The sequence below is a fragment of the Photobacterium damselae subsp. damselae genome (assembly GCF_038086725.1).
Classification (GTDB): domain Bacteria; phylum Pseudomonadota; class Gammaproteobacteria; order Enterobacterales; family Vibrionaceae; genus Photobacterium; species Photobacterium damselae.
Genome location: NZ_CP146970.1, coordinates 944,236 through 969,732 on the forward strand (window position 1 = coordinate 944,236; position 25,497 = coordinate 969,732).

Sequence of the window (25,497 nt, forward strand, 5' to 3'; positions counted from 1 at the left end):
ATTATTCTTTAGACATAAATTTATCGGGTAATGGAGATATTTTGTGGGATTAAGCGCAGGTGGACTAGCTTCTGGTCTTGATATTACAGGAATGACCCAACAGCTTGTGGCTGCTGAACGAGCACCAAAAGAACAACGAATTAAGGAGCAGCAGCAGAAGGTTGGGGTACAGCTTAGTGGCTATGGACAGATAAAATCTGCGGTCTCTGGACTTGAAGATATGGTGAAGAAATTTACCGAAGATAAAGTCTTTGCTGGTCAATCGGCAGAATCCTCAGAGAGTAGTTTTGTGGATGTTAAGGCATCTGCAGAAGCGAAAAATGGTACTTATAATATTGAAGTACTGGCTCTCGCAAAATCGCATAAAGTAGTATCCAATAACGCCTTTGATTCTGATCCTAAAGCAGAATTAGGCTCAGGAACCTTAGATATAACGGTTGATGGCAAAACAATGTCATTAACGATTGATAAGAATAAAAGTAGCTTAAAAGAAGTGGTTAGCGCGATTAATAACGCATCAGATAACCCTGGTGTTACAGCAACCGTTATTAATGATGAAAAAGGAGCTAAGATTGTTTTTTCTAGCTCACAGACAGGTGTTAAAAACCAAATATCCATTGATGCATCTAAGATGGATGGTGAACTAAAAAAGCTGAGCTTTGATCCTTCAAATATTACCGCTAACCCAGAGATGATTCAGATGCAAGCGGGTGTGGATGCTCAGATAAGAATCGATAACCATACCGTAGTAAGTAACGACAGTAATAAATTTGAAGATGTAATTGAAGGGCTAACACTCGATATTAAAAAGCTCACAAATACGGAAGATGTGAAGTCCGCCAAGATTGATATTACAAATAATACATCTGGAGCGAAGAAAGCGATCAAGGAGTTCATTGATGCTTACAATGGCTTTATTGATACCAGTGAAAGTTTAAGTAAATACAATACTGAAACAAAAAGTAGTGGGCCGCTTAATGGAGATAGCCTAACCCGTTCAATTATTAGCCAAATGCGTAACCTAATGAATAGCGGGGTTGAGGTAAATAATCAATCTTATTATCTCAGTGACTTTGGCGTTACAACGGATCGATACGGAAAGATAGAAATTGATGATGAGAAATTGGATGACGCATTAAAAGATAATTTTAAAGCGTTTAATGCCTTTTTTCATACGAAAGATGATGGTTTCCTTGATAAATCAGAAGCTATTTTTAAAAGTTTTACAAGTAGTACTGACGGTTCGATTACACAAAAAGAAAAAAGTTTAAAAGAACAGCAGCAGCGACTTAATGATGACATGTCCGATCTGAACGAGCGAATGAAAGCATACGAAGAACGTACGTATAAGCAGTTTAGTGCGATGGATGCTGCGATTGGTAAAATGAATAATGAGTTAAATACTATGATGAGTTTGATGGTATTTAAATAAGTTAAGGTGAGTGTGTGGAACAGTTAGACCAGATAGAACAACAAATAATAGCCCTACTGCAATCCTCAAATTACCCTGATGATTTTCCAGAACAGCTAGAACAATTCGTTATTGCTCGACATCAGATTGTTGAATCCATTCTTTCTGACCGCGATAACTTAACGCGTGAACAATTTGATGCTGTGGTATTAAGAACACAGCAAATGAAAGATGTTTTACAGCAACATAAACAAATAATTGCAGATAAATTACTTCAAGCGAAACGGAGTGAGAAAAGTGTTTCACTCTATCAGCGTTATCAGAACAAACTATAGGAATAAGCCATGCGTGGTTCTCTTCAAGCTTATAAAAAAGTATCGGTTAATGCTCAGTTAGCCAGTGCCTCTCCTCACCGTATTATCCAGATGTTATATGCTGGTGCTATTGAGCGTCTTATTCAAGGCAAAGCGGCGATGGAACAAGGTAATATTGCGATGAAGTGCGAACGCCTTTCAAAAGCACTGGATATTATTATGAGTTTACGTGACTGCCTATCTATGGAAGATGGCGGTGATGTTGCCAATAATCTTGATTCGCTTTATGACTATATGATTCGTCAAGTGAGTACGGCAAATGCTGAAAATCAGCCTGAGCCCATTGATGAAGTGATCACTATGTTGCGTGAAATTAAGTCTGCTTGGGATCAGATCCCATCTGAATACCATTATTTGACCAGCTAATCGATGATACAGGGTGCCTAAGCTATAATGTATAGATAGCTTGGGTACTTTATTATTATTTGTTGCTGAATAGTGCCTAAAATATTAGATGCTATTTTCGAAAATAGTGTGAAGTGCGTTGTAAATTACCAAAATTACAGTGTTTTTTTCTTGATACCTTGCATTGTTATCACAGGTTTTCGTCCTTCATTGTTGCCTTATCTTGAACATTTATTACAATAGTGCCCATTACTTGTGGTTTCTATTTGCCACAAATGCATAAATTTGTAAAAAGGCAGGCCATATAGACCTATGCAAGGTATAGCAAAGACTCTCGTTATTGATGACGATCTGCAGCACCGCCGCGATCTTAGTGTGATCCTTGATTTCGTTGGTGAACAGCACTGCGTCATATCATCTGACCAAGTTGATGAGCAAATATGGGATAATACTTGGGGTGCCTGTTTATTAGGTAATTTTCAGTCACATAAAGCACTGACTCGTATTATTGATGCCTTACGAGTGCAGAATCACATCCCGATCATCGCACTTCCTGAACATCGTTCCGAACTTGCTGGTTTACCCAATTTTGTTGGTGAGCTAGCCCAGCCATTTAATTACAGCCAGTTGATGGATGCCTTCCGTCATTGCCAAGAGTTTTTGGGCAAAAAAGCATTTCAAGTTCCTCAGCTTGGCCGTAAAAATACCTTGTTCCGTAGTATGGTGGGCCGAAGTGCAGCGATCAGCCAAGTTCGTCACTTAACAGAACAAGTATCGAAAACGGATGCCAGTGTCTTAATTTTAGGTGAATCAGGTACGGGCAAAGAAGTGGTTGCTCGTAATATTCACTACCACTCTTCTCGTGGCAAAGGTCCGTTTGTTCCAGTTAACTGTGGTGCAATTCCACCAGATCTTTTAGAAAGTGAACTTTTTGGTCATGAAAAAGGGGCATTTACCGGAGCCATTGCAGCTCGTAAAGGTCGTTTTGAATTAGCCGAAGGAGGCACACTGTTCCTTGATGAGATTGGTGATATGCCAATGTCGATGCAAGTGAAGTTACTTCGTGTTCTGCAAGAGCGCTGTTTTGAACGTGTTGGTGGTAACCAAACCATTCAAGCAAACGTACGCATTGTTGCAGCAACGCACCGTAATTTAGATGAGATGATCGCCAACAATAAGTTCCGTGAAGACTTGTATTACCGTCTGAACGTATTCCCAATCGAGATGCCAGCACTACGAGAGCGAATTGAAGATATTCCGCTATTGTTGCAAGAGCTGCTTGCTCGTATGGAAGCTGAAGGGGCAAATGTTGTTCACTTTACACCTCGTGCGATTACTTCTTTAATGGAGCATAAGTGGCCAGGTAACGTGCGCGAATTAGCCAATCTGGTTGAGCGACTCATTATCCTTTACCCAGGTGAAATGGTGGATGTAAATCATTTACCTATGAGCTACCGTCATACGGATTTACCCGAGTTCCATCCAGAACCTCATGTAACATTAGAACAGATGGAGCAAGAAGCTCTGGCTGATATCTTTGCTGAAAGTAATGATGATGCGAACTCTTTAAGTGATCTACCTCCTGAAGGTTTAAACTTAAAAGAGATGTTGGCTGATCTGGAAATTGATATGATCCGTCAAGCATTAGAAGCTCAAAATGGGGTTGTTGCACGTGCTGCCGATATGCTGGGTATGCGTCGTACAACTCTGGTTGAGAAAATGCGTAAATATGGTCTAAGCAAAGATGATATTCGTTAATTTCTAAACATAGACATCTATAAAAAGGCCCTGTTGTTAGTAATACAGCAAGGTCTTTTTTTTATCTCTATGAATCGCCAGTCATTACTTATGTTAGCGTCTGTCTGCAATCTATCTATTTCTTGTTTTCCTGTGTCCAATAGCTCTCTATTTTTTAGAATATCGCTAAGTCTATTTGCCTTGTTAACCTCGGTATTTTTATCTCTGTCATAAATTTGACAATATCCTGACATTGAAGTAATCTCCAACGCTTTGAAAAATATATGTTTTATCTGGCATGTATTTTGCTTAATTAGACTTTTGTCAATATTTGTATTTTTCATGGACGAACTGAAGACCTCTCTATCTTTGTTACAACAAGCGCGTTATCAGCAAGTGTTTGATGTAATGCCAACAGGTGTGTTGCTACTTGATGCAACAGGCCGAATTCACGATGCGAATCCAGAAGCTCATCGCCTATTGGATGAACCATTAATTGGTGAACGTTGGATTGATATCATTAAGCGTGCTTTTGCCCCGCAAGATGATGATGGTCATGAGGTTTCTTTGCACAATGGTCGAAAAGTAAAATTGGCTATCTCAGCTTCCAGTGAAGGGCAGCTAATTTTTATTACGGATATGACCGAAACGCGATTATTGCAGTCACGATTGAGCGAACTTCAGCGTTTGTCTTCTCTTGGCAAGATGGTGGCCTCGTTAGCTCATCAAGTGAGAACCCCTTTGTCGAGCGCTATGCTCTATGCCTCTCATTTAGGTTCAGAACAGTTGGCTCCAGCAACTCGACAGCGTTTTCAAGGCAAGTTAGTGGATAGATTGCACGACCTTGAAAAACAAGTCAGTGATATGTTGCTGTTTGCTAAAGGTGGAGATAACAAAGTCGTTACCCGCTTTTCTTTAGAGAGTTTACTCAATTGCCTTGAAGCCATGATTGAGCAGCCAGTTATCCATCACCAAATTGATTTTAGTATCGATTGTGACGATGAGTCCTGTTGTTTATTGGGAAATGAAAACGCCTTAGCCAGTGCGATCAGTAACTTGGTAATTAATGCGATCCAAAATGCAGGGGATGGCGCTCAAATAGCCATTCAATGCCAATTACAGCAAGGCAATGTTTTGATCTCTGTGGCGGATAATGGTCCTGGGATTCCAGCTGAGTTGCAGCACAAAATACTCGAACCCTTTTTTACCACCCGCAGTCAGGGGACCGGACTTGGATTGGCAGTAGTACAAATGGTGGTTCACGCTCACAACGGACAATTAAATATTGTTTCAGAGCCTGAGCAAGGGGCTTGTTTTACTTTGCAGCTACCTTTAGCTGACACAGATACGGAGTAAAGGATGAATCAAACTTGTGTGCTTGTTGTTGAAGACGATGATGGCCTACGTGAAGCGCTGATTGATACATTAGCGCTTGCTGGATACAACTGGTTAGAAGCCAATAGCGCAGAACAAGCTTTATTGATGCTAAAAGAGCAATCGGTGGATATTGTTGTCTCTGATGTTCAGATGTCGGGTATGAATGGCCTCAGTTTACTCCGTAGTATCAAGCTTGCTTATCCTAAACTCCCCGTGATTTTGATGACAGCTTTTGCCAACATTGAAGACGCGGTTATCGCGATGCGTGAAGGGGCTGTCGATTATATGTCTAAGCCATTTGCCCCTGAAGTATTACTTAATTTAGTTGGCCGTTATGCTCCAATCAAAAATGATTTAGGCCGAGCTATTGTGGCTGACGAAAAGAGTAAACGCTTACTGAATTTAGCAGAAAAAGTAGCAAAAACCGATGCCAATGTGATGGTGTTAGGCCCTAGTGGTTCTGGTAAAGAGGTGATGTCGCGTTATATTCATGAACACTCTTTACGTTGCGATGGTCCATTTATCGCGATTAACTGTGCTGCTATTCCTGAAAATATGCTTGAAGCTACACTGTTTGGTTACGAGAAAGGTGCTTTTACTGGGGCAGTTCAAGCGTGTCCGGGTAAATTTGAACAAGCACAAGGTGGCACCATTTTGCTCGATGAAATCAGTGAGATGGATTTAAGTTTACAGGCGAAGTTATTGCGCGTACTGCAAGAGCGAGAAGTTGAACGCCTTGGTAGTCGTAAGAGCATCAAACTAAATGTACGTGTTCTTGCCACCAGTAACCGAGATTTACGCCAATATGTAGAGCAAGGTCAATTTCGAGAAGACTTATATTACCGATTGAACGTATTCCCAATTACCTGGCCGCCACTGGCTGAGCGTCTAGGTGATATCGCACCATTAGCCCAATTTTTTGCCGAACGCCACTGCATAAAACAGGGCTTACCGGTTCCCCATGTTTCTGAATGTGCGATAAAAAAACTGTGTTGCTACAACTGGCCTGGTAACGTTCGTGAACTCGATAATGTGATTCAACGTGCTTTGATCTTGTGTGAAGAGAAAATTACCCATGATCATATTCTTCTTGAAGGGGTTGACTGGCTTGATGCGGACTGTCTGCAGCAGGCGATTTGTCAGCAGCAACAAGTCTCTGAACTTAGTGAGAGCGAACTGGCATCAGATCAAGCAGCACAAAGTGTTGAACCCGAGCCTGAAGACACTAAGAAACCAGAAGATAATAGCAAGAAAATGATTGTGAGTTGTGCCGATGGTTTAGGGAACGAATTGAGAGAGCAAGAGTTCTCTATTATTTTCGACACCTTGATGGCTTGCGATGGTAAGCGTAAAGATGTAGCAGAACGGTTAGGGATTAGCCCGCGTACACTTCGTTACAAACTGGCGAAGATGCGCAGTGCTGGCATCGAGATCCCAGTTTAGGAAAAAAACGTGCTGCAGCAAGGACTAAGGCAGAAATCTGGCGCTATGTTTGCAAGTAGAACGCCGATCATAAAATCCGACATAAAAATGACATTACGAGACATACGATGAATATCAATGGACTACAAGCTGAAATGCAAGCCATGGGGTTGGAAGCCCAAAATACGGTAAAACCTGCAACAGGACAGCAAGTGAGTGCCGACTTTGGCAACTTACTCAATGATGCCTTAAAGACAGTGAATAATCTGCAAGGGCAGTCCAGTGATCTTGCCACTCGTTTCGATCAAGGTGATCGCAGCGTTTCTTTATCGGATGTCATGATTGCTCGTAATAAATCCAGCGTAGCCTTTGAAGCTACCGTTCAAGTTCGAAATAAGATGGTAGAAGCTTATAAAGAACTGATGAACATGCCTGTTTAATCTCACTATTTAGCTATAAACGATAGGAATGGTATTTCGTGTCTGACTCGCTTTCTAATCAAGAGTTGCTTCCCGGTAATAATGGACAAGCAGCATTGATCTCATCTAATGACACAGCCGATACGGATCTAGGGGAAAAAAAGGCCTCGAAATCTGACAGTATTTTAGGAAACTTAGATCTGCTTCGTCAGGTGATCTTAGTGCTTGCGGTGGCGATCTGTGTTTCTCTTATCATTATGGTGATGATGTGGATCAAAGAGCCTGAAATGCGGCCATTAGGCAACTATGAAACATCAGAGCTTATCACCGTCTTAGATGCATTAGATCAGAAAAAAATAGAGTATCAATTAGATGGTAATACCATTCGAGTCCCTGCGGATCAATACAGTGCCATTAAGTTAACACTTGCCCGTGATGGTTTGAATGCACCAGAAGCTCAAGGTGATGATATCTTATTAAAAAACATGGGCTTTGGTGTTTCTCAGCGGCTAGAACAAGAGCGGTTAAAGCTCAGCCGTGAACGACAACTGGCTCGTGCAATTGAACAGATTAAACAAGTGCGTAAAGCCCAGGTTTTGTTAGCGCTTCCAAAGCAAAGTGTGTTTGTTCGTAATAATCAAGATGCTTCTGCCACCGTCTTTTTAACCTTATCTTCAGGAGCAACATTGGGTCAGCAAGAAGTGGACTCTATTGTCGATATGGTCGCTTCTGCGGTACCAGGATTAAAACCCACTCGCGTAACAGTGACCGATCAACATGGCCGTTTGTTAAGTTCGGGTACCGAAGATCCTAGTGCAACTGCGAAACGTAAAGAGTACGAATTAGAGCGCAAGCAGGAACAAACCCTGCGAGAGAAAATTGATGCGATCTTAATGCCGATTTTGGGGCTTGGAAATTACACTTCACAAGTGGACGTTTCTATGGATTTCAGTTCGCTAGAAGAGACGCAAAAGCAGTTTGATCCATCAAAACCGGCTACACGCAGTGAGTTCACTCTAGAAGATCTTAATAACAGTAATCGAGTTGGCGGAATTCCTGGCGCATTGAGTAATCAACCGCCGGCAGATAGTGCAATTCCTCAAGATGTAAAAGACTTACAATCGGGTAAAAGTTTGTCTGATGGTTCAGTGCATCGTGAAGAGACTCGTAACTATGAGCTTGATACCACCATTCGTCATAAGCGTTCTCAGACTGGCACCATTGCTCGTCAAACCGTATCGGTTGCCGTGGATTATAAAAATATTACCGATCCGAAGACCGGAAAAGTTACTCGCGTACCTGTATCCGATGCGGAGCTAGAAAAAATTCGACGTCTATTGATGGGCGGAGTTGGTTTCTCACAAGCTCGTGGCGATCTCCTTGAAGTGATATCGATGCCATTTGCGTTACCTGAAGAATTAGCATTAGCCAATCCACCAATTTGGGAGAACCCGAACTTCAGTTCTTGGATCCGTTGGATTGCAGCTGCACTGGTGATTATTGTGATGATCATTGTGTTAATTCGCCCAGCGATGCGTAAGTTGCTCTATCCAAATCAAACCGCAGAAGGGATCCCTCTAGACGAAAATGGGGTGCCAATGTTGAACCATCATGGGGATGGTATCACTTTAATTGGTTCTGATTTAGATGCTGGTGATTCGTTAGAATTGAGCACTAGTCAGCTTGAATTACCGAGCTTACATCGAGATGAAGATCTATTAAAAGCTGTTCGCGCATTGGTGGCGAATGAGCCCGATTTAGCGGCACAAGTTATTAAAAATTGGATGAGCGAAAATGGCAAATGATGTAACGCCACCTCCGGCTGAAGGCTTTGATATTAGTCAGCTTTCTGGTACTGAAAAAGCAGCGATTTTATTGTTGAGTTTAAATGAGCAAGATGCTGCTAGTATTATTCGCCATCTAGAACCTAAACAGGTACAACGGGTCGGTGGTGCTATGGCGAGTATAACCGATTTAAACCAAGAGAAAGTGAATTCAGTGCATCGTCATTTTCTGGAAGATATTCAGAAATACACCAGCATTGGTATGGGTAGTGAAGACTTTGTGCGTAATGCTCTTGTTGCCGCTCTGGGTGAAGATAAAGCCAATAACTTAGTGGATCAAATCTTAATGGGCAGTGGCTCCCGTGGTCTTGATTCATTGAAATGGATGGATCCTCGTCAAGTGGCCACCATTATTCAAAATGAACACCCTCAGATTCAAACTATTGTTTTATCGTATCTTGAGCCAGAACAATCTGCCGAAATCTTATCCCAGTTTCCTGAACGAGTTCGGTTGGATCTGATGATGCGTATTGCCCACTTAGAAGAAGTTCAACCTGCAGCGCTCCATGAACTTAATGACATCATGGAGAAACAGTTTGCCGGTCAGTCTGGTGCGCAAGCTGCGAAAATTGGCGGCTTGAAAGCGGCGGCTGAAATTATGAACTATCTCGATAACAGTATGGAAGGTATCTTGATGGATCAAATTCGTGAGCATGACGAAGATACTGCCGTTCAGATCCAAGACCTGATGTTTGTGTTTGATAATTTGATTGAAATGGATGATCGCAGTATTCAGATTTTGCTGCGTGATGTACCTCAAGAGCATCTGCAATGTGCACTGAAAGGTGCAGACGATCCGCTGCGTGATAAGATTTTTGCCAATATGTCAAAACGCGCTGGTGAAATGCTGCGTGAAGATCTTGAAGCAATGGGGCCAATTCGTGTATCCGATGTAGAAGCGTCACAAAAAGAGATTCTAGCAATTGCTCGTCGTTTGGCTGATACCGGGGAGATTATGCTAAATGGCGGCGGCTCCGAAGAATATTTATAACAGAGTAACCCATGGATAATGATCGTCGTCGCGGCTTTGTTCGCATAAATTCAGACCAAGCTGAAGTGTTAGAACGTTGGTGTTTTCCCGATTACAGCGATGAGTTGCCACATCAACATGACAACGCACTAAATTATGAGCTTCAGCGGCAAGTACCAGACCCCGAGCCTCATCATGTGCCAGAGGAAGATTCGCCGCCACCATTAACAGCGGCAGATCTCGATGAAATCCATCAATCTGCTTACGATGATGGATTTGCTGAGGGGCGAAAAGCAGGTTATGACGAAGGATTTAGTCAAGGACAGCAAGATGGGCAGCAGTTAGGTCAGCAGCAAGGTGTTGAACAAGGTCTCGCTCAGGGCTTAGAGCAAGCGCAAACGCACATTGCGACCCAAGTGGATGCGTTAGCTTTAGTGATGGATAATCTCGCTACGCCTATTGCAGTTATGAACGAAGAAGTTCGAGCTCAAGTCTTGCAATTGGCAATATCACTCACTCGAGAGCTGATTCGGGTAGAGGTACAAACCAATTCTCAAGTGATTCTGCAAACCATTAATGATGTTATCGCCAGCTTACCTGTGGTTGAGCGAGAGACACATATTGCGCTTAACCCAGAGGATCACCAGCAAGTTCTAGAGGCATATGGTAGTGAAAATCTTGCTGAACGTAAGTGGAAACTCACCATAGAGCCAGCATTACAACGCGGTGATGTGCAAGTTAGAGCGGGTGATGCTAGTGTGGATTATCGTATGGAACAACGCATTCGTCATTTGCTACAGCAATTTGTCGGGAATAATAACCTCGATCAAGAGAGTGTCGCAGAATGACTCTTGCACAAGAACTTGCCAAGTTTACAACTAAGGGGTTGACGTGTCGCCCCGTTGCATCAGGACGTTTAACTCGGGTAGTGGGGTTAACACTTGAAGCGGTTGGTTGCCGTGCACCTGTTGGAAGTTTATGTAAAGTAGAAACGATTAACGGCGAGTTAGAAGCTGAAGTGATCGGATTCTCTGGTGACACTCTGTTTTTAATGCCCAGCGAGCAGTTAACTGGCGTGATGCCTAGCGCTAAAGTAACGCCTATTTTACAAGAGAGTGGTTTACCTGTAGGTCCTGAATTACTTGGCCGAGTTATTGATGGCGTTGGTAATCCACTTGATGGTCTAGGTGATATTTATACCCAGCACCGAGCCTCTTTTAGTGCTCCTGCAATTAATCCATTAAAACGAAAACCGATAAAAGAACCGTTAGACGTTGGATTAAAAGCTATCAACGGCTGCTTAACTGTAGGTAAAGGTCAGCGAATTGGCTTATTTGCTGGATCCGGTGTCGGTAAGTCGGTCACTCTTGGCATGATGACTAGAGGTACCACAGCACAAGTGGTTGTGGTTGGCCTGATTGGTGAGCGTGGTCGAGAAGTAAAAGAATTTATTGATGAGATTTTAGGTGAAGAAGGGCGTCAGCGCTCAGTCGTTGTGGCCGCGCCTGCCGATGCTTCTCCTTTAATGCGTTTAAAAGGGTGTCAAACAGCGTTAACGATAGCAGAATATTTTCGAGATCAAGGACAGGATGTTCTTTTGTTAATGGACTCTCTTACCCGATTTGCTCAAGCCCAGCGTGAAATAGCCCTTTCTGTTGGAGAGCCTCCGGCAACTAAAGGTTATCCACCTTCAGTATTTGCAAAACTTCCTGCCTTGGTTGAGCGAGCCGGTAATGGTGATGAAAACCAAGGGTCTATTACTGCCTTTTTTACAGTGTTAAGTGAAGGTGATGATTTACAAGATCCCATTGCAGATGCCTCGCGAGCAATCTTAGACGGCCACATCGTTTTGTCTCGTGAAATGGCTGATGCGGGTCATTACCCAGCAATCGATGTGGAGCGCTCTGTCAGCCGTGTAATGCCTGCCATTGTGACCGAAGAGCATATGATTATGGCAAAAGCGGTACGGCAGATCTTATCTATTTGTCGTAAGAATCAAGACCTGGTTGCGATAGGGGCTTATAAACCAGGAACGGATCCCAATATTGATCAAGCCTTTAGTTTAAAACCGCGGTTAGATGGTTTCTTACAGCAAGGAATGAAAGAATCGGTTCCCTATGAAATGTGTGTGAATATGCTTCGTAGCACACTTAGCTAGGATTGAGCTGTTTGGTAGTCAGAAAAACGTCTAATGCGTAACCTGTCACTAATTTAACTAGTCAAATTAATGACGATTAAGGATTTGCTGCTGTATGTCGAATAATTCTCTTAGCTTAATTTTAGAACAAGCAAAAGAACAAGAGCACCAAGCTCAATTAGCTTTAAATCATGCCCATCTAGAGCGAGAAAATTACCTGCAGCAATTGGCCCAAATAGAACAATATCGACTGGATTACTGCACTCAGCTGTCAGAACGAGGGTTGCAAGGCTTAACGGCCAGCTCTTATAACCATTTACAGAAGTTTTTAACCCAGCTTGATGAAACCTTGGCAAAGCAGAAAAGCATTGGTTCGCATTTTGAACAGCAGATAACTGACTGTCAGCAACATTGGCTAGAGATGCAGAAAAAGCGCCGTTCTATTGAATGGTTGATAGAGAAAAAACAGCGTGAGCGACAAATGTGGTTAGATAAGCAAGAGCAAAAAATGATGGATGAATTTGCCACATTACAGTTTGCGCGAAGAATGCAAGCTTCTGGGCGTTAGTCGATAGTATAAAAACTATCCGTTAATAGGCTGGTTAGTGTGATAATAATCACGACTTACCCTCTGTTTTTCTACATATTTTAGAAATTTTCAATATTGGTTTAATTTTTGCATTCGTCTGTGCTTTGGTTTTGTCATAGTCAAGAATTTGGGTATTCGAGTTCGAGAGTAGGAAAGAGAAAGACGTTATGCAATTGTCCCATCTATTATCTCAAGTTAATGCTAAGTCTCATGCAGGCTCTACAGCGACAACTCGCAATGAGCCAACAGATCCAGCCAGTCGTGGTGAAGAGGCTCAGTTTGCAGCATCCCTGCATTCTGCTATGGATGATACATCTGATACTCAGCTTAAAACCAAATCCCAATTAAAGTCTGAACTTGGCGGCGAAGAGGTATTAAAAAAAGAACCGTTTAAAAAAGAGGGGGCGAAAGAAGCGATTTCTTCCGATGAGGTATCAATTGAAATCCAAGCTCCTAGTGCTGTCCTGTTAAGTGAAAATACTACAACGAAATCTGCAGCTAGTGATGACTCTCAAGCTTTATTAGCTCCGGATGAAGTTGGAGAAAAATCACAAACCTCGTCATTATCTGTATCACCATCATCTATTGAAGGGAGCTCTGATCCTCAGACGGTTGCTCAGTCTATGGATGAAGGTCTTGATGTTTTACAACAACTACAGCAGTCCCATAGTCAATTAAATAGTCAACTACGTTCTAAAGAAGTGTTTACTGACCAACAAGATGCAAAGCTAGATACAGAATCGGTTAGTACGGAAGACGGGAGCGATGTTCTACAACAGCTTCAGCAGTCCCATGGCCAATTACATGGTCAACTACACTCTAAAGAAGTGTTTACTGACCAACAAAATGTAAAACTGGATGCAGAATCGGTTAGTACGGAAGACGGGGGCGATGCTCTACAACAGCTGCAGCAGTCCCATGGCCAATTACATGGTCAACTACACTCTAAAAAAGAGCTTACTGACCAACAAGATGTAAAACTGGATACAGATACAACAGCGCCATTAACCGCAAGAATTGATACTGATACGATAGTAGCTTCAACGTCGACGGCTACTCGAAATGCCAACGGTGATAATGTTCCACTTGCAAGTAAGCTAGCCTCTACTGATGAGGTGGAACTTAAGCATCATCGTTCTATCGACACAGGGCTTGATTCACATGAATTTAAAACTACGGTATCAGGTGGTAAAGAATCGACCAAAGAGTTATTAGAGTCGCAGCAAAACAAATCCGTTCATGGGCAAAACGCGCTATTGGCATCGAAAGCAGAACTCTTGCCTCAAGGTGATGCCGTAAAAGCGAGCATTAATCATTCGGTGGCATTATCTCAAGCTCAGACCCAGTCATTACTGGATCAGAGCCATGCTACTGACAGCAAAGAGGCATCAGCACAAGCGGCATTACAGTCACTATCTGCTCATCAAAATGGTGCATCGTCAGCATCATCCTTGCTGGGAAATCGTCAGGACACTTCTCTGAATAATCAGCCACCACTGTTATTAACCAAAGAGCAAGCCGGCGATCAACTGGCGGATAAAGTGCAGATGATGGCGGCGAAAAACCTTAAGCAGATTGATATTCGCCTCGATCCTCCTGAGTTGGGCCGCATGCAGATTAAACTGTCCCTTCATGATGACAACCAAGCTTCGATTCAATTTCAAGTTGCCCATCAACAGACTCGCGATCTGATTGATCAAGCTATGCCAAGACTGCGAGAGTTATTGTTGCAGCAAGGAATGCAGTTGGCTCAAAGTTCTGTTCATCAAGAGACTAGTCAGCAGTTTTCGCAACACTTTAATCAACAAAGTGGTCAAGATTCGTCTGCGTTTGGCTCTAGTGGCCACAGCGATGGTTCTCATGATGGTCACGATGATGGAACTATTATTGAGGGGTATGTTACGACCTCTTCTGACCGAGTTGATTATTACGCATAACGATAAATAACAATAAAAGAGAGACATAAATTTTATGGCTAATGGAAAAAAGAAACTTTTTATTATTTTAGGGGTTATTACCTTATTAGCCGCTGGTGGCTGTACAGCATGGTTTACCTTTGGTAATCAAGTATTAGACGTTGAGCATCAACAGCAGGAGAAAAGCGCAAAGGTTCAGTCTCCTATTTATTACGTTGTTATGCCGCAGCCTTTTACGTTTAATGTCACCGGCGATCCTCGTGATCGAGTTGTGCAAATTCGAGTACAATTGATGGTTCGTGGGGCAGAAAATGAAACCTTGACCAATCAAAATATCCCCTTACTAGAAAGTACGTTATTACAGAATTTTAGTGCTGCAACTGTGGAAGATTTACGTACGGCTTATGGTAGGACAGAGCTCCGCCAGCGAGCTCTTACGGCAGTGCAGTCGAGCATGGAAAAAGTGACAGGAGCACCTGTAGTGGAGCGGGTACTCTTTACCGGATTTGTAATGCAGTAGGTATAGTGTGAGTGATTTATTAACCCAAGATGAAATAGATGCCTTACTGCATGGGGTCGGTGATGTAGACGACGGCCCTGAATCAAACAGCAGTGAAACGGGTGTTATTACCTTTGACTTCTCATCTCAAGATCGCATTGTTCGCGGTCGGATGCCCACCCTTGAATTGATTAATGAGCGCTTTGCTCGTCATATGCGGATCAGCTTATTTAATATGCTGCGCAAAACGGCAGAAGTCTCGATCAATGGGGTTCAAATGATGAAGTTTGGTGAATACCAAAATACGTTATATGTGCCAACCAGTTTGAATATGGTGCGTTTTCGGCCATTAAAGGGTACTGCTTTAGTCACAATGGAAGCGCGTTTGATCTTTATTTTGGTGGAAAACTTTTTTGGTGGTGATGGTCGATTCCACGCCAAAATTGAAGGGCGTGAATTTACTCCAACTGAGCGACGTATTATTCAAATGCTCTTAAAGCTGGTGTTTGAAGATTATCGCGAAGCTTGGTCGCCGGTTATGGGAGTTGAGTTTGAATATTTAGACTCAGAAGTAAACCCAACCATGGCCAACATTGTTAGCCCGACGGAAGTGATCGTAGTGAGTTCTTTCCATATAGAACTAGACGGTGGTGGCGGTGATTTCCATGTGGTAATGCCTTATTCCATGGTTGAACCGATTCGAGAATTACTCGATGCTGGCGTGCAAAGTGACAAGATGGATACGGACGTACGTTGGAGTCGAGCACTGCGTGAAGAGATCATGGATATTCCTGTGAATATTCGCGCCAAATTACTCGATGTGGATCTGACGTTGCGCGATCTAATGGAGTTGCAAGTTGGGGATATTATTCCGGTTGATATGCCTGATACAGCCACAGTGTTTGTGGAAGACTTACCAACCTATCGCGCCAAAATGGGTCGCTCAGGTGATAACGTCGCATTAAAAATTTCAGAAAAATTAAAGCGCCCGGATATGGTGAAGACTGAGTTAGCCTTTCTTGAGCGAGATGCATTAACTCGTACCTTAGCAGCTGTGGCAGATAACGATTAATACTAGGATTTCTTATGTCTCAAAATGATCAACAAATGGCAGATGAGTGGGCGGCAGCATTGGCAGAGCAAGAAGCTCAAGTACAACCTGCACCTCTTGAAGAGTTAACTGACGACAGTGCACCTGTTAGTGATGATGAGCGTCGTAAACTGGACTCTATTTTAGATATTCCCGTAACCATTTCGATGGAAGTAGGACGTACTCAAATTAGCATCCGTAACTTACTACAACTGAACCAAGGCTCGGTTGTTGAGTTGGATCGGGTTGCAGGTGAATCGTTGGATGTGATGGTAAACGGCACATTGATCGCCCATGGTGAAGTGGTAGTGGTGAATGATAAATTCGGTATCCGCTTAACCGATGTGATCAGCCAAACTGAACGCATTAAGAAGTTACGTTAATGAATACGGCACCTGATCTTAATATTGCCACTACGCTAGCATCGTTATTATTGGTTATCGGCCTAATTTTCTTGCTAGCGTGGTTAGTAAAACGAATGCGAGTCACAGGCTTTAAAGGTCGTCAGCAAGAGTTACAAATTGTCTCACAACTGGCGGTTGGCACCAAAGAACGAATCGCGTTAGTGCAAGTTGGGCAAGAACAGGTTCTCGTTGGTATTACCGCTCATAATATTTCACTGCTGACAAAGTTAGAGCACCCTGTCACCTTAGATAAGGTCGCAGGGAGTGATTTTGCTAGTCAATTAAACGCATTTTTAAATAAACATGATAAGTCGTAACATCGTAATAGTGCTGATGTTTGCACTTTTGGGTTTTTGCTCTTTTAATGCTCTTGCCAATACGTCGTCTGCAACAGCAGTTGATAGTTTAAGTCAAAGCGTCCCATTTTTAAGCACCCAAAAAGGCAGCACAGGAATACCTGCGGTTTCGGTAACCGTAAATCCTGATGGCAGTGAAGATTATTCGGTCACATTGCAGATTCTGGCTTTAATGACCGCTTTAGGTTTTTTGCCTGCCATTGTGATTTTAATGACATCCTTTACCCGCATTGTGGTGGTGATGTCGATTTTGCGTCAAGCGTTAGGTCTGCAACAAACGCCATCTAATCAGGTAATTATTGGTATTGCTCTGTTTTTGACTTTCTTTGTGATGTCTCCTGTTTTGGATCGAATTAATGCTCAGGCGGTACAGCCTTATATTAATGAGCAGATCACAGCACCGCAGGCGTTAGAGAAAGCCAAAGTGCCGATGAGAGAATTTATGCTTAAACAGACGCGGGTTAAGGATCTTGAAACCTTTGTTAATATCTCAGGGGCTAAGGTTTCTGACCCGCAACAAGTACCAATGACTGTTCTCATCCCAGCGTTTATTACTTCGGAATTAAAAACGGCATTCCAGATAGGTTTTATGCTGTTTTTGCCTTTTTTAGTTATTGACCTTGTGGTGGCGTCAGTATTGATGGCAATGGGTATGATGATGCTCTCACCTATGATTGTTTCGTTGCCGTTTAAGTTAATGCTATTTGTGTTGGTTGATGGTTGGAATCTGATTTTATCAACGCTTGCAGGGAGTTTTGCCGTATGACGCCAGAAGCTTTTGTCGATATATTTCAGCAAGCCCTCTATATGGTCTTGATTATGGTTTGTGCCATTGTCATTCCGGGGCTTATTGTGGGCTTGGTCGTTGCGGTGTTTCAGGCGGCAACCTCGATTAACGAACAGACATTAAGTTTTCTGCCTCGCTTAATTGCTACTTTGCTCGCGTTAATGTTTTTTGGTCATATGATGACTCGAATGTTGATGGATTATTTTCATCAGATCATCGAGCAGATACCGAACTTGTTGTATTAACCAAGGTTCGTTATGCACTACACCTCTGCAATTTTACTGGATTGGTTAGCCAACTATATGTGGGCGTTTATTCGTATCTCTTCCATGATGATGACGATGACGTTTTTTGGTGCGCGCTTTGTTTCGGCTAAGATTCGACTCTATTTGGCATTAACCATCACATTCGCGGTCGTGCCGGTATTACCCCAAGTTCCCCAAGATATTGCTTTACTCTCTCTGCATGGTTTCATTATTACTACCCAGCAGATTGTTATAGGTGCTGCCATTGGTCTGGTGACACAATTTATTACTCAATCCTTTGTTTTACTAGGGCAAATCCTCGCTATGCAATCGAGCTTGGGTTTCGCCTCTATGGTCGATCCTGCAAACGGTCAAAACACCCCAGTGTTAGGTCAGCTTTATCTGTTTTTAGCCATTATTTTATTTTTGATGTCCGATGGCCATTTAGAGATGTTAGAGCTGATAGTAAAAAGCTTTACTACTTTGCCAATCGGAAAGGCTATGTTCAACGGGCAAGATTATTACCAACTGGCATTGTGGTTTGGTCATATGTTTAAGATGGCGTTAAGTATGGCTCTAGCGGGGATTATTGCGCTCTTAACGGTCAACCTCTCGTTTGGTGTCATGACGCGAGCGGCTCCACAATTAAATATTTTCTCATTAGGTTTCTCTTTTGCGCTGTTAATAGGTTTTGTGATCAGTTGGTTTGTGGTGAGAGGGCTGCTTCCTCACTATGAGCAATATTGGCAGTTTGGCCTAGATAAGATGTGTGATTTGGTGCGATTAAACTGCTAGAGAATTAACGTTGAACTGTATTTATATATCGTTGGAATTGATGAGTATGACAAGAATAGCTCAGGGTTATTATGGCTGATTCTGACGATCAAGAACGTACCGAAGACGCCACGCCCCGAAGGCGGCAACAGGCTCAAGAAAAAGGGCAGGTTCCGCGTTCTCGTGAATTGGCTTCGGTTGCCGTACTGATTGCTGGTGCGGTGGGGTTAATGTGGTTTGGTGGCTCGCTTGGTCAGGCGTTAGCTGCGGTAATGTCACGTCTATTTTCTTTGACCCGAGAAGAAGTGTTTGATCTCGGTGCAATGTCGACGGTGATTTCCGAGGTGATCTGGGGAATTGCAGCTCCTTTAACGCTCGTACTGGTGTTTCTTTTTGTGGCGGCCTTTATTGGCGCTGCCGGGCTAGGTGGGGTTCGTTTTTCTTCAGAAGCGGCGATGCCTAAATTATCAAAAATGAATCCGTTAAGTGGCTTTAAGCGCATGTTCGGGATGCAAAGCTGGGTTGAATTGATCAAATCCATTTTAAAAGTGGGACTGGTCTCTGGTGTTGCTTATTACTTGATGTACGACAGTTTGGATGATTTTTTCCAGTTAGCTCAAGAGAGTTATCCTAACAATATTTATCATGCGTTAAGTACTTTATTGCATTTTATTTTGTTGATCAGCTGCTCGTTATTAGTGGTTGTTGCGATAGATGTGCCATTTCAGATTTATCAATTTAATCAACAACTAAAAATGACTAAGCAAGAGATTAAAGACGAGTATAAAGAGACAGAAGGTAAGCCTGAAGTTAAAGGACGTATTCGTATGCTTCAACGTGAAATGGCTCAGCGCCGTATGATGGCTGATGTTCCTCAAGCGGATGTGATTATTACCAACCCTGAGCATTATTCTGTTGCCTTACGTTATGATCCAAAACTGGATAGTGCGCCCGTAGTAATAGCCAAAGGGGTCGATCATACTGCATTTAAAATTCGAGAAATTGCCAAGGAACATAATATTGATATTGTTCCTGTACCTCCGTTAGCGCGTGCGATTTATCATACTACCGAGCTAGAACAACAAATTCCTGACGGTCTATTTATTGCGGTGGCTCAGGTATTAGCTTATGTCTTCCAGTTAAAACAATATCGTCGAGGGAAAGGACAAAAACCGAAACTATCGCCTGATTCTGAGCAGATTCCAACAGAACTTCGCCACTAGATATTTATAAAATGGAAGTAAATATAGAAAAGTTGAGATATGCCTCACAAAAATAATTTCATTTAAGTTAGTGAAATATCAATAAGATAGCTGTCAAAATAGTGACGTATTTTTAGGCATGATTTTTGCTATAAAAACAGCTTTGTAGCGTTGAAGCAAAATCGTGGCTAACAGGATTGCACTATGCCCTGTCTGCTATGGTTCCCTTCGATTGGTCTTTCCCTTTTATTGTTATTTTATTTACTGAATGAAACTGTCTGTTCCGTTTACCAATAAGCTGCCGTTTGATCGTTTGCAATCCATGCCCGCGATAGGTGCCCCTGTGCTTGTGCTGGCAACCTTAGCTATGGTGGTGTTGCCAATGCCGCCATTGCTATTGGATATGGCATTCACCTTTAATATCGCATTAGCACTTGTGGTGTTATTAGTTACTATTTACACCCGACGACCATTGGATTTTGCCGCCTTTCCAACTGTCTTGTTGATTGCAACACTGCTTCGTTTGGCGCTTAACGTGGCTTCTACGCGAGTGGTTTTGTTGCACGGCCATGAAGGCTCCGATGCGGCGGGTCAGGTTATTGATGCCTTTGGCTCGGTGGTGATTGGTGGTAACTACGCGGTTGGTTTGGTGGTCTTTGTTATTTTGATGATCATTAACTTTATGGTTGTCACTAAAGGTGCTGGACGTATCTCAGAGGTGAGTGCTCGTTTTACCTTAGATGCGATGCCCGGTAAACAGATGGCGATCGATGCCGATTTAAATGCGGGATTAATTGACCAAGAGCAAGCCCGAACTCGACGTGCAGAAGTGACCAAAGAAGCGGATTTTTACGGTTCAATGGACGGTGCCTCTAAGTTTGTAAAAGGGGATGCCATTGCCGGTATTTTAATTCTGTTTATTAACATTATTGGTGGCTTAATCATAGGTATGATGCAGCATCAATTAGGTTTTGCAGAAGCGGCATCTATCTACAGTTTATTGACCATTGGTGATGGCTTAGTCGCTCAGATCCCATCGTTATTACTTTCTATTGCAGCAGCAATGATGGTAACACGACAAAATACCGATGAAGATATGGGTAAAGCTCTGTATTTTCAGATGTTTAATAATCCACAAGCGTTAATGATCACCGGGGTCATTTTGTTTGTGATGGGTATTGTGCCGGGGATGCCTCACATTCCATTTCTACTATTGGCATTACTGATTGGTGCTGTCGCTTATTGGCGTATAACCAAAGAAAAACAAGCGATAGAAAATAATCAATCATCGTCTTCTTCGTTACCTGCTGAATTAACACCGCAACAAGCACCAAAAGAGCTGTCATGGGATGATGTACAACCAGTTGACATGATAGGTCTTGAAGTTGGCTATCGCTTAATTTCTATGGTGGATAAAGAACAAGGCGGTGAGCTGCTTGAACGTATTAAAGGGGTACGTAAAAAGCTTTCTCAAGACTTTGGTTTTTTAATTCCTGCGGTACATATTCGTGACAATCTTGAATTACCGCCCAACTGTTATCGCATTAGCTTGATGGGGGTAACGTGCGGTGAAGCCAATATTCATCCCAATATGGAACTGGCAATTAACCCCGGCCAAGTCTACGGCAATATTGATGGGGAAATGACTAAAGATCCCGCTTTTGGTTTGGATGCGGTTTGGGTTCAAGAGTCACAACGTGAACATGCTCAGGCATTAGGGTACACAGTGGTGGATTCATCGACTGTGCTAGCAACTCATTTGAGCCAAATCTTAACCAACAATGCCGCCCACTTATTGGGCCATGAAGAAGTTCAGAATCTACTGGAAATGCTTGGCCAATCTACGCCGAAATTGGTCGACGGTTTTGTACCTGATCAGCTACCTCTGGGTGTGGTCGTGAAAGTGATGCAAAACTTATTGAATGAGGCCATTCCGCTTCGTGACATTCGAACAATCGTGCAGACGCTATCGGAATACTCCAGTAAAAGCCAAGATACTGACATATTGACCGCAGCCGTTCGAATCGGATTGAAACGACTAATCTGTCAAGATATCAATGGGGTAGAGGCAGAATTACCTGTGATTACTCTAGTGCCTGAACTGGAACAGATATTGCATAAGACGATGCAATCTGCTGGGGGAGAATCGACAGGAATTGAACCAGGCTTAGCTGAACGTTTGCAGCAATCTTTAGCCGATGCAACTCAGCAACAAGAATTTAAAGGGGAACCTGCGGTACTGCTTACATCTGGGGTATTGCGTTCCACTCTTGCAAAATTTGTAAAAAATACCATTCCAACACTACGCGTTCTTTCTTATCAAGAAGTGCCTGATGAAAAACAGATCCGTATCGTCAACGCGGTCGGTCATTAATGTTGGTTATTTACAGCGTTATCAAACGGGAAGATACGAGTGAAAATTAAACGTTTTTTTGCCAAAGATATGCGTACTGCACTTAACGAGGTCAAAGAAGAGCTCGGTTCTGATGCGGTGATCATGTCGAATAAAAAAGTGACTGGCGGCGTTGAAATTGTTGCGGCAGTGGATCCGGATAGTCATCCAGAACCGATGAAATCATCAGCAATGCAATCTGCACGTGATGAACTGGCTTATGGCTTTGGCCAAGCTAAACGTAAATTAGCAGACGATCATGTTCAGTTACAACAAAGTGCGCCATCGAGTCGTTTTGCTAATGTGCTACAAAATTATGCAGAATCTCAACCAAACGGTGATGAGCGCCAAGAAGATTCGCTAACCGCTTTGTTGCAACGTCAGTCAAAGCACCGCCAGCAAGAATCAGAACACAGTTATCATGATGAACCGCGCGAGCTTCAGCGTCACTCTTTATCATCTCGTCATGATGCTTCGGCGCAGTCACAAGGTTATGATTTTCGAGCTCAGAAGCATTCATTAGATATTGGTGATTATCAACGTCCATCATCCAGTCAATATGAACGTGAGCTGCATGTTGGGAATCGAGCTAAGCCTAATTATAGTCAGCGTCCAGCTAAACCGCGCTTGGACCCTTCTCGTTACGAAGCAAAATCTTCCCATCAGTTTGATGATATAGAGACTATGCGCTCTGAGTTAGCCTCTATTCGTTACTTGTTAGAGCATCAGCTGTCAGGATTAATGTGGCAAGAAGTAGAACGCCGCGAGCCGATGCGGGCAATGATGGTTAAGCGTTTGGAAAAGATGGGCTTATCCGATGAATTGGCTGACCAACTCGCCAGTTATATTCCAGAAGAGCTACCACCGCATCAAGCATGGCCAGCATTACTCGATTTATTATCCGATCAAATCCAAACCATCAAAGAAAATGTATTGGAATCTGGTGGTGTGGTAGCGCTGTTAGGCCCAACCGGAGTAGGTAAAACAACGACGATTGCCAAGCTTGCTGCACGAGCAGCCATGGAGTTTGGTCCAGAGCAAATCGCCCTTGTAACAACCGATACTTTTCGTATTGGTGCACACGAACAATTGGCAACATATGGTCGAATTATCGGCTGTCCGGTAAGAGTTGCTAAAGATGCGGAAGAACTTGCCGATATATTACATCAGTTACGTCATCGCCGCTTAGTATTACTGGATACAGCAGGTATGGGTCAGCGTGATATTCGTTTGTCAGAACAGCTTGATACCCTAATGCAAAACAGTGGGGCTCATATTCGTAGCCTATTGGTGATGCCAGCAACGGCTCAGCGTCGAGTGATGCAAGAGACCATTGAACATTTTCGTCGTATCCCATTATCAGGTTGCGTCTTAACCAAATTGGATGAGTCTTTAAGTTTAGGTGAGGTGATTGCGGTCACTATCCAAAATGCATTACCGATTGCTTATCTTGCCGATGGGCAGCGGGTTCCCGAGGATATCAAAGTAGCGACGGGTAAGTTTTTAGTCGCACGAGCAAATGAGTTGTTGGAGCAAGAGCTTAACCAACGACCTCACTTCTGGTCTAGTGATCGTCTTGAGCAAAAGGCGGCAGATTTTTATGATTGAGAACGCAATGTACGATCAAGCTAGCGGCCTGCGCCGTTTAACTCAGATTCCCTCGACCAAAGTGATTGCTGTAACTGGCGGTAAAGGCGGGGTTGGTAAAACCAATATTACCTTAAATATGGCGATTTCAATGGCTAAGCAAGGTAAGCGAGTGATGGTCTTTGATGCCGATCTCGGCCTGGCTAATATTGATGTTATGTTAGGTATTCGAATTGGCCGTAATCTCTCTCATGTGATGGCTGGCTTGTGTGATTTACAAGACATTATTGTCGAGGGACCATACGGAATTAAGATCATTCCAGCCTCTTCGGGTACTCGCAATATGGCTGAATTAGACCCAATGCAGCACTCAGGGCTTATTCGAGCTTTCAGTAGTTTACAAGATGAGGTCGATGTCTTGCTGATTGATACCGCAGCAGGTATCTCTGATATGGTTTTAAGCTTTGCCCGTGCCTCACAAGACGTTTTGGTTGTGGTGTGTGATGAGCCGACCTCAATTACCGATGCGTATGCTCTGATTAAAGTGCTAAACCGGGATTATGGGGTTCAGCGTTTTAAAATTGTCGCAAATATGGTGCGCAGTTATCGTGAAGGGCGCGATCTGTATACTAAGTTAACCCGAGTCACTGAGCGCTTTTTGGACGCTAACTTAGAATTGGTGGCATGTATCCCACTAGATGATGCAGTACGTCAAGCGGTAAGATGTCAAAAGCTGGTGGTAGAGGCTTACCCACGAAGCCCTGCCAGTTTGGCGTTAAACTCGTTAGCAACCAAAGCAACAACTTGGCCGAGCGCAAGTAATCCAGGTGGTCATCTTGAGTTTTTCGTTGAGAGATTACTGGTAAAAAGAAGCCTAGAAGGGGAATGTGCTTGTGAATAGAGCGCTAACTTACGGGCGCTATCAAGAAAGTCCACAAGCTTTTATTGCCCGTCACTCATCGTTGGTTAAACGGATTGCTCATCATTTGATGGCGCGTTTACCACCGAATATTTTGATCGAAGATTTAATTCAAGCGGGCATGATCGGCTTACTTGAAGCTCAGCAAAATTATGACCCGACCAAAGGTGCGAGTTTTGAGACCTTTGCCGGAATTCGTATCCGTGGTGCTATGTTGGATGATATTCGTCGTGGAGATTGGGTTCCGCGCTCTGTTTACAAAAACAGTCGCCGAATCAGTGAAGCGATGGCCCAACTTGAGCATGAATTAGGGCGAGATCCTAATGACCATGAGGTTGCTGAGCACTTAGAGATGTCGCTGGAACAATATCATCAAGCACTTAACGATGTAAATTGTGGTCGTTTAGTTGGTATCGATGATCTCGGTATCTCTGAAGATGCGGTTGCGAATGATGAATTATTAGAAGAAAATCTACCTTTTCAGGGAGTTGTTGATGATGCTTTCCGCCAAGCGTTGGCTGAAGCGATCAAAACGCTACCGGAAAGAGAGGCTCTGGTTTTATCGCTTTATTATGATGAAGAGTTAAACCTAAAAGAGATTGGTGCAGTAATTGGGGTGAGTGAATCTCGCATTTGTCAGATTCATACCCAAGCAATGCAGCGTTTAAAAGCCAAACTAAAAGCTTGGCAAAATTAACTAT

The 25,497-nt window shown here is 43.0% G+C and carries 25 protein-coding genes; all 25 read left to right on the forward strand.

The window, feature by feature from the left end; translation table 11 throughout:
* The first annotated feature begins 43 nt into the window (after window positions 1-43).
* The 25 genes from fliD to WAX86_RS04385 all read left to right on the forward strand — a co-directional run bounded on the left by fliD (window position 44) and on the right by WAX86_RS04385 (window position 25,493).
* The gene (fliD, locus tag WAX86_RS04265; protein WP_106224038.1) at window positions 44-1,432 is read left to right on the forward strand and encodes a flagellar filament capping protein FliD; all 1,389 of its coding nucleotides are present in this window, start codon (window positions 44-46) and stop codon (window positions 1,430-1,432) included.
* A 14-nt stretch (window positions 1,433-1,446) separates the two neighbouring features.
* Window positions 1,447-1,746, forward strand: a complete 300-nt coding sequence (locus WAX86_RS04270; RefSeq protein ID WP_106141874.1) for a flagellar biosynthesis protein FliS — start codon at window positions 1,447-1,449, stop codon at window positions 1,744-1,746.
* 9 nt (window positions 1,747-1,755) lie between these two features.
* Window positions 1,756-2,151, forward strand: coding sequence for a flagellar export chaperone FliS (fliS, locus tag WAX86_RS04275; protein WP_005300459.1), 396 nt, complete (start codon window positions 1,756-1,758; stop codon window positions 2,149-2,151).
* 291 nt (window positions 2,152-2,442) lie between these two features.
* Complete coding sequence (locus WAX86_RS04280) at window positions 2,443-3,888, forward strand: sigma-54 dependent transcriptional regulator (RefSeq protein ID WP_341489149.1); 1,446 nt, start codon at window positions 2,443-2,445, stop codon at window positions 3,886-3,888.
* 321 nt (window positions 3,889-4,209) lie between these two features.
* Window positions 4,210-5,223: an ATP-binding protein gene (locus WAX86_RS04285; protein WP_341489150.1), complete on the forward strand. Its 1,014-nt coding sequence runs from the start codon at window positions 4,210-4,212 to the stop codon at window positions 5,221-5,223.
* 3 nt (window positions 5,224-5,226) lie between these two features.
* Window positions 5,227-6,687: a sigma-54 dependent transcriptional regulator gene (locus WAX86_RS04290; protein WP_341489151.1), complete on the forward strand. Its 1,461-nt coding sequence runs from the start codon at window positions 5,227-5,229 to the stop codon at window positions 6,685-6,687.
* Between the two features lie 107 nt (window positions 6,688-6,794).
* Window positions 6,795-7,106 (forward strand): flagellar hook-basal body complex protein FliE, encoded by a 312-nt coding sequence (gene fliE, locus WAX86_RS04295; protein ID WP_068946837.1) that lies wholly within the window; start codon window positions 6,795-6,797, stop codon window positions 7,104-7,106.
* 38 nt (window positions 7,107-7,144) lie between these two features.
* Window positions 7,145-8,890 (forward strand): flagellar basal-body MS-ring/collar protein FliF, encoded by a 1,746-nt coding sequence (gene fliF / locus WAX86_RS04300; protein WP_106141879.1) that lies wholly within the window; start codon window positions 7,145-7,147, stop codon window positions 8,888-8,890.
* Complete coding sequence (gene fliG / locus WAX86_RS04305) at window positions 8,880-9,920, forward strand: flagellar motor switch protein FliG (RefSeq protein ID WP_036764239.1); 1,041 nt, start codon at window positions 8,880-8,882, stop codon at window positions 9,918-9,920. The genes fliF and fliG overlap by 11 nt, the downstream gene beginning before the upstream one ends.
* Before the next feature lie 11 nt (window positions 9,921-9,931).
* Window positions 9,932-10,747: a flagellar assembly protein FliH gene (gene fliH, locus WAX86_RS04310; protein WP_341489152.1), complete on the forward strand. Its 816-nt coding sequence runs from the start codon at window positions 9,932-9,934 to the stop codon at window positions 10,745-10,747.
* Complete coding sequence (fliI, locus tag WAX86_RS04315) at window positions 10,744-12,057, forward strand: flagellar protein export ATPase FliI (protein WP_341489153.1); 1,314 nt, start codon at window positions 10,744-10,746, stop codon at window positions 12,055-12,057. Before fliH ends, fliI begins: the two co-directional genes overlap by 4 nt.
* Before the next feature lie 94 nt (window positions 12,058-12,151).
* Window positions 12,152-12,604: a flagellar export protein FliJ gene (gene fliJ, locus WAX86_RS04320; protein WP_036764237.1), complete on the forward strand. Its 453-nt coding sequence runs from the start codon at window positions 12,152-12,154 to the stop codon at window positions 12,602-12,604.
* Window positions 12,605-12,792: 188 nt separating this feature from the next.
* Window positions 12,793-14,562 (forward strand): flagellar hook-length control protein FliK, encoded by a 1,770-nt coding sequence (locus WAX86_RS04325; RefSeq protein WP_341489154.1) that lies wholly within the window; start codon window positions 12,793-12,795, stop codon window positions 14,560-14,562.
* Between the two features lie 34 nt (window positions 14,563-14,596).
* On the forward strand, window positions 14,597-15,061 hold the full coding sequence (gene fliL / locus WAX86_RS04330) for a flagellar basal body-associated protein FliL (RefSeq protein WP_069531014.1): 465 nt from the start codon (window positions 14,597-14,599) through the stop codon (window positions 15,059-15,061).
* A gap of 7 nt (window positions 15,062-15,068) precedes the next feature.
* The gene (fliM, locus tag WAX86_RS04335) at window positions 15,069-16,112 is read left to right on the forward strand and encodes a flagellar motor switch protein FliM (protein ID WP_005300426.1); all 1,044 of its coding nucleotides are present in this window, start codon (window positions 15,069-15,071) and stop codon (window positions 16,110-16,112) included.
* A 14-nt stretch (window positions 16,113-16,126) separates the two neighbouring features.
* On the forward strand, window positions 16,127-16,513 hold the full coding sequence (gene fliN, locus WAX86_RS04340) for a flagellar motor switch protein FliN (protein WP_005300423.1): 387 nt from the start codon (window positions 16,127-16,129) through the stop codon (window positions 16,511-16,513).
* Window positions 16,513-16,851, forward strand: coding sequence for a flagellar biosynthetic protein FliO (gene fliO, locus WAX86_RS04345; RefSeq protein ID WP_036764233.1), 339 nt, complete (start codon window positions 16,513-16,515; stop codon window positions 16,849-16,851). The genes fliN and fliO overlap by 1 nt, the downstream gene beginning before the upstream one ends.
* 16 nt (window positions 16,852-16,867) lie before the next feature.
* Complete coding sequence (gene fliP / locus WAX86_RS04350) at window positions 16,868-17,656, forward strand: flagellar type III secretion system pore protein FliP (RefSeq protein ID WP_085999124.1); 789 nt, start codon at window positions 16,868-16,870, stop codon at window positions 17,654-17,656.
* On the forward strand, window positions 17,653-17,922 hold the full coding sequence (fliQ, locus tag WAX86_RS04355) for a flagellar biosynthesis protein FliQ (RefSeq protein ID WP_036764231.1): 270 nt from the start codon (window positions 17,653-17,655) through the stop codon (window positions 17,920-17,922). The genes fliP and fliQ overlap by 4 nt, the downstream gene beginning before the upstream one ends.
* Window positions 17,923-17,934: 12 nt before the next feature.
* Window positions 17,935-18,717 (forward strand): flagellar biosynthetic protein FliR, encoded by a 783-nt coding sequence (gene fliR / locus WAX86_RS04360; RefSeq protein WP_341489155.1) that lies wholly within the window; start codon window positions 17,935-17,937, stop codon window positions 18,715-18,717.
* A 71-nt stretch (window positions 18,718-18,788) separates the two neighbouring features.
* The gene (gene flhB / locus WAX86_RS04365; RefSeq protein WP_005300415.1) at window positions 18,789-19,919 is read left to right on the forward strand and encodes a flagellar biosynthesis protein FlhB; all 1,131 of its coding nucleotides are present in this window, start codon (window positions 18,789-18,791) and stop codon (window positions 19,917-19,919) included.
* Between the two features lie 247 nt (window positions 19,920-20,166).
* Window positions 20,167-22,272 carry a flagellar biosynthesis protein FlhA gene (gene flhA, locus WAX86_RS04370; protein WP_341489156.1) on the forward strand — a complete coding sequence of 702 codons (2,106 nt, stop codon included), beginning with the start codon at window positions 20,167-20,169 and terminating at the stop codon, window positions 22,270-22,272.
* A gap of 39 nt (window positions 22,273-22,311) precedes the next feature.
* Window positions 22,312-23,898 carry a flagellar biosynthesis protein FlhF gene (gene flhF / locus WAX86_RS04375; RefSeq protein WP_341489157.1) on the forward strand — a complete coding sequence of 529 codons (1,587 nt, stop codon included), beginning with the start codon at window positions 22,312-22,314 and terminating at the stop codon, window positions 23,896-23,898.
* Complete coding sequence (locus tag WAX86_RS04380) at window positions 23,891-24,778, forward strand: MinD/ParA family protein (RefSeq protein WP_068946828.1); 888 nt, start codon at window positions 23,891-23,893, stop codon at window positions 24,776-24,778. Before flhF ends, WAX86_RS04380 begins: the two co-directional genes overlap by 8 nt.
* Window positions 24,771-25,493: an RNA polymerase sigma factor FliA gene (locus tag WAX86_RS04385; RefSeq protein ID WP_106142631.1), complete on the forward strand. Its 723-nt coding sequence runs from the start codon at window positions 24,771-24,773 to the stop codon at window positions 25,491-25,493. Before WAX86_RS04380 ends, WAX86_RS04385 begins: the two co-directional genes overlap by 8 nt.
* The last annotated feature ends 4 nt before the right edge of the window (window positions 25,494-25,497 follow it).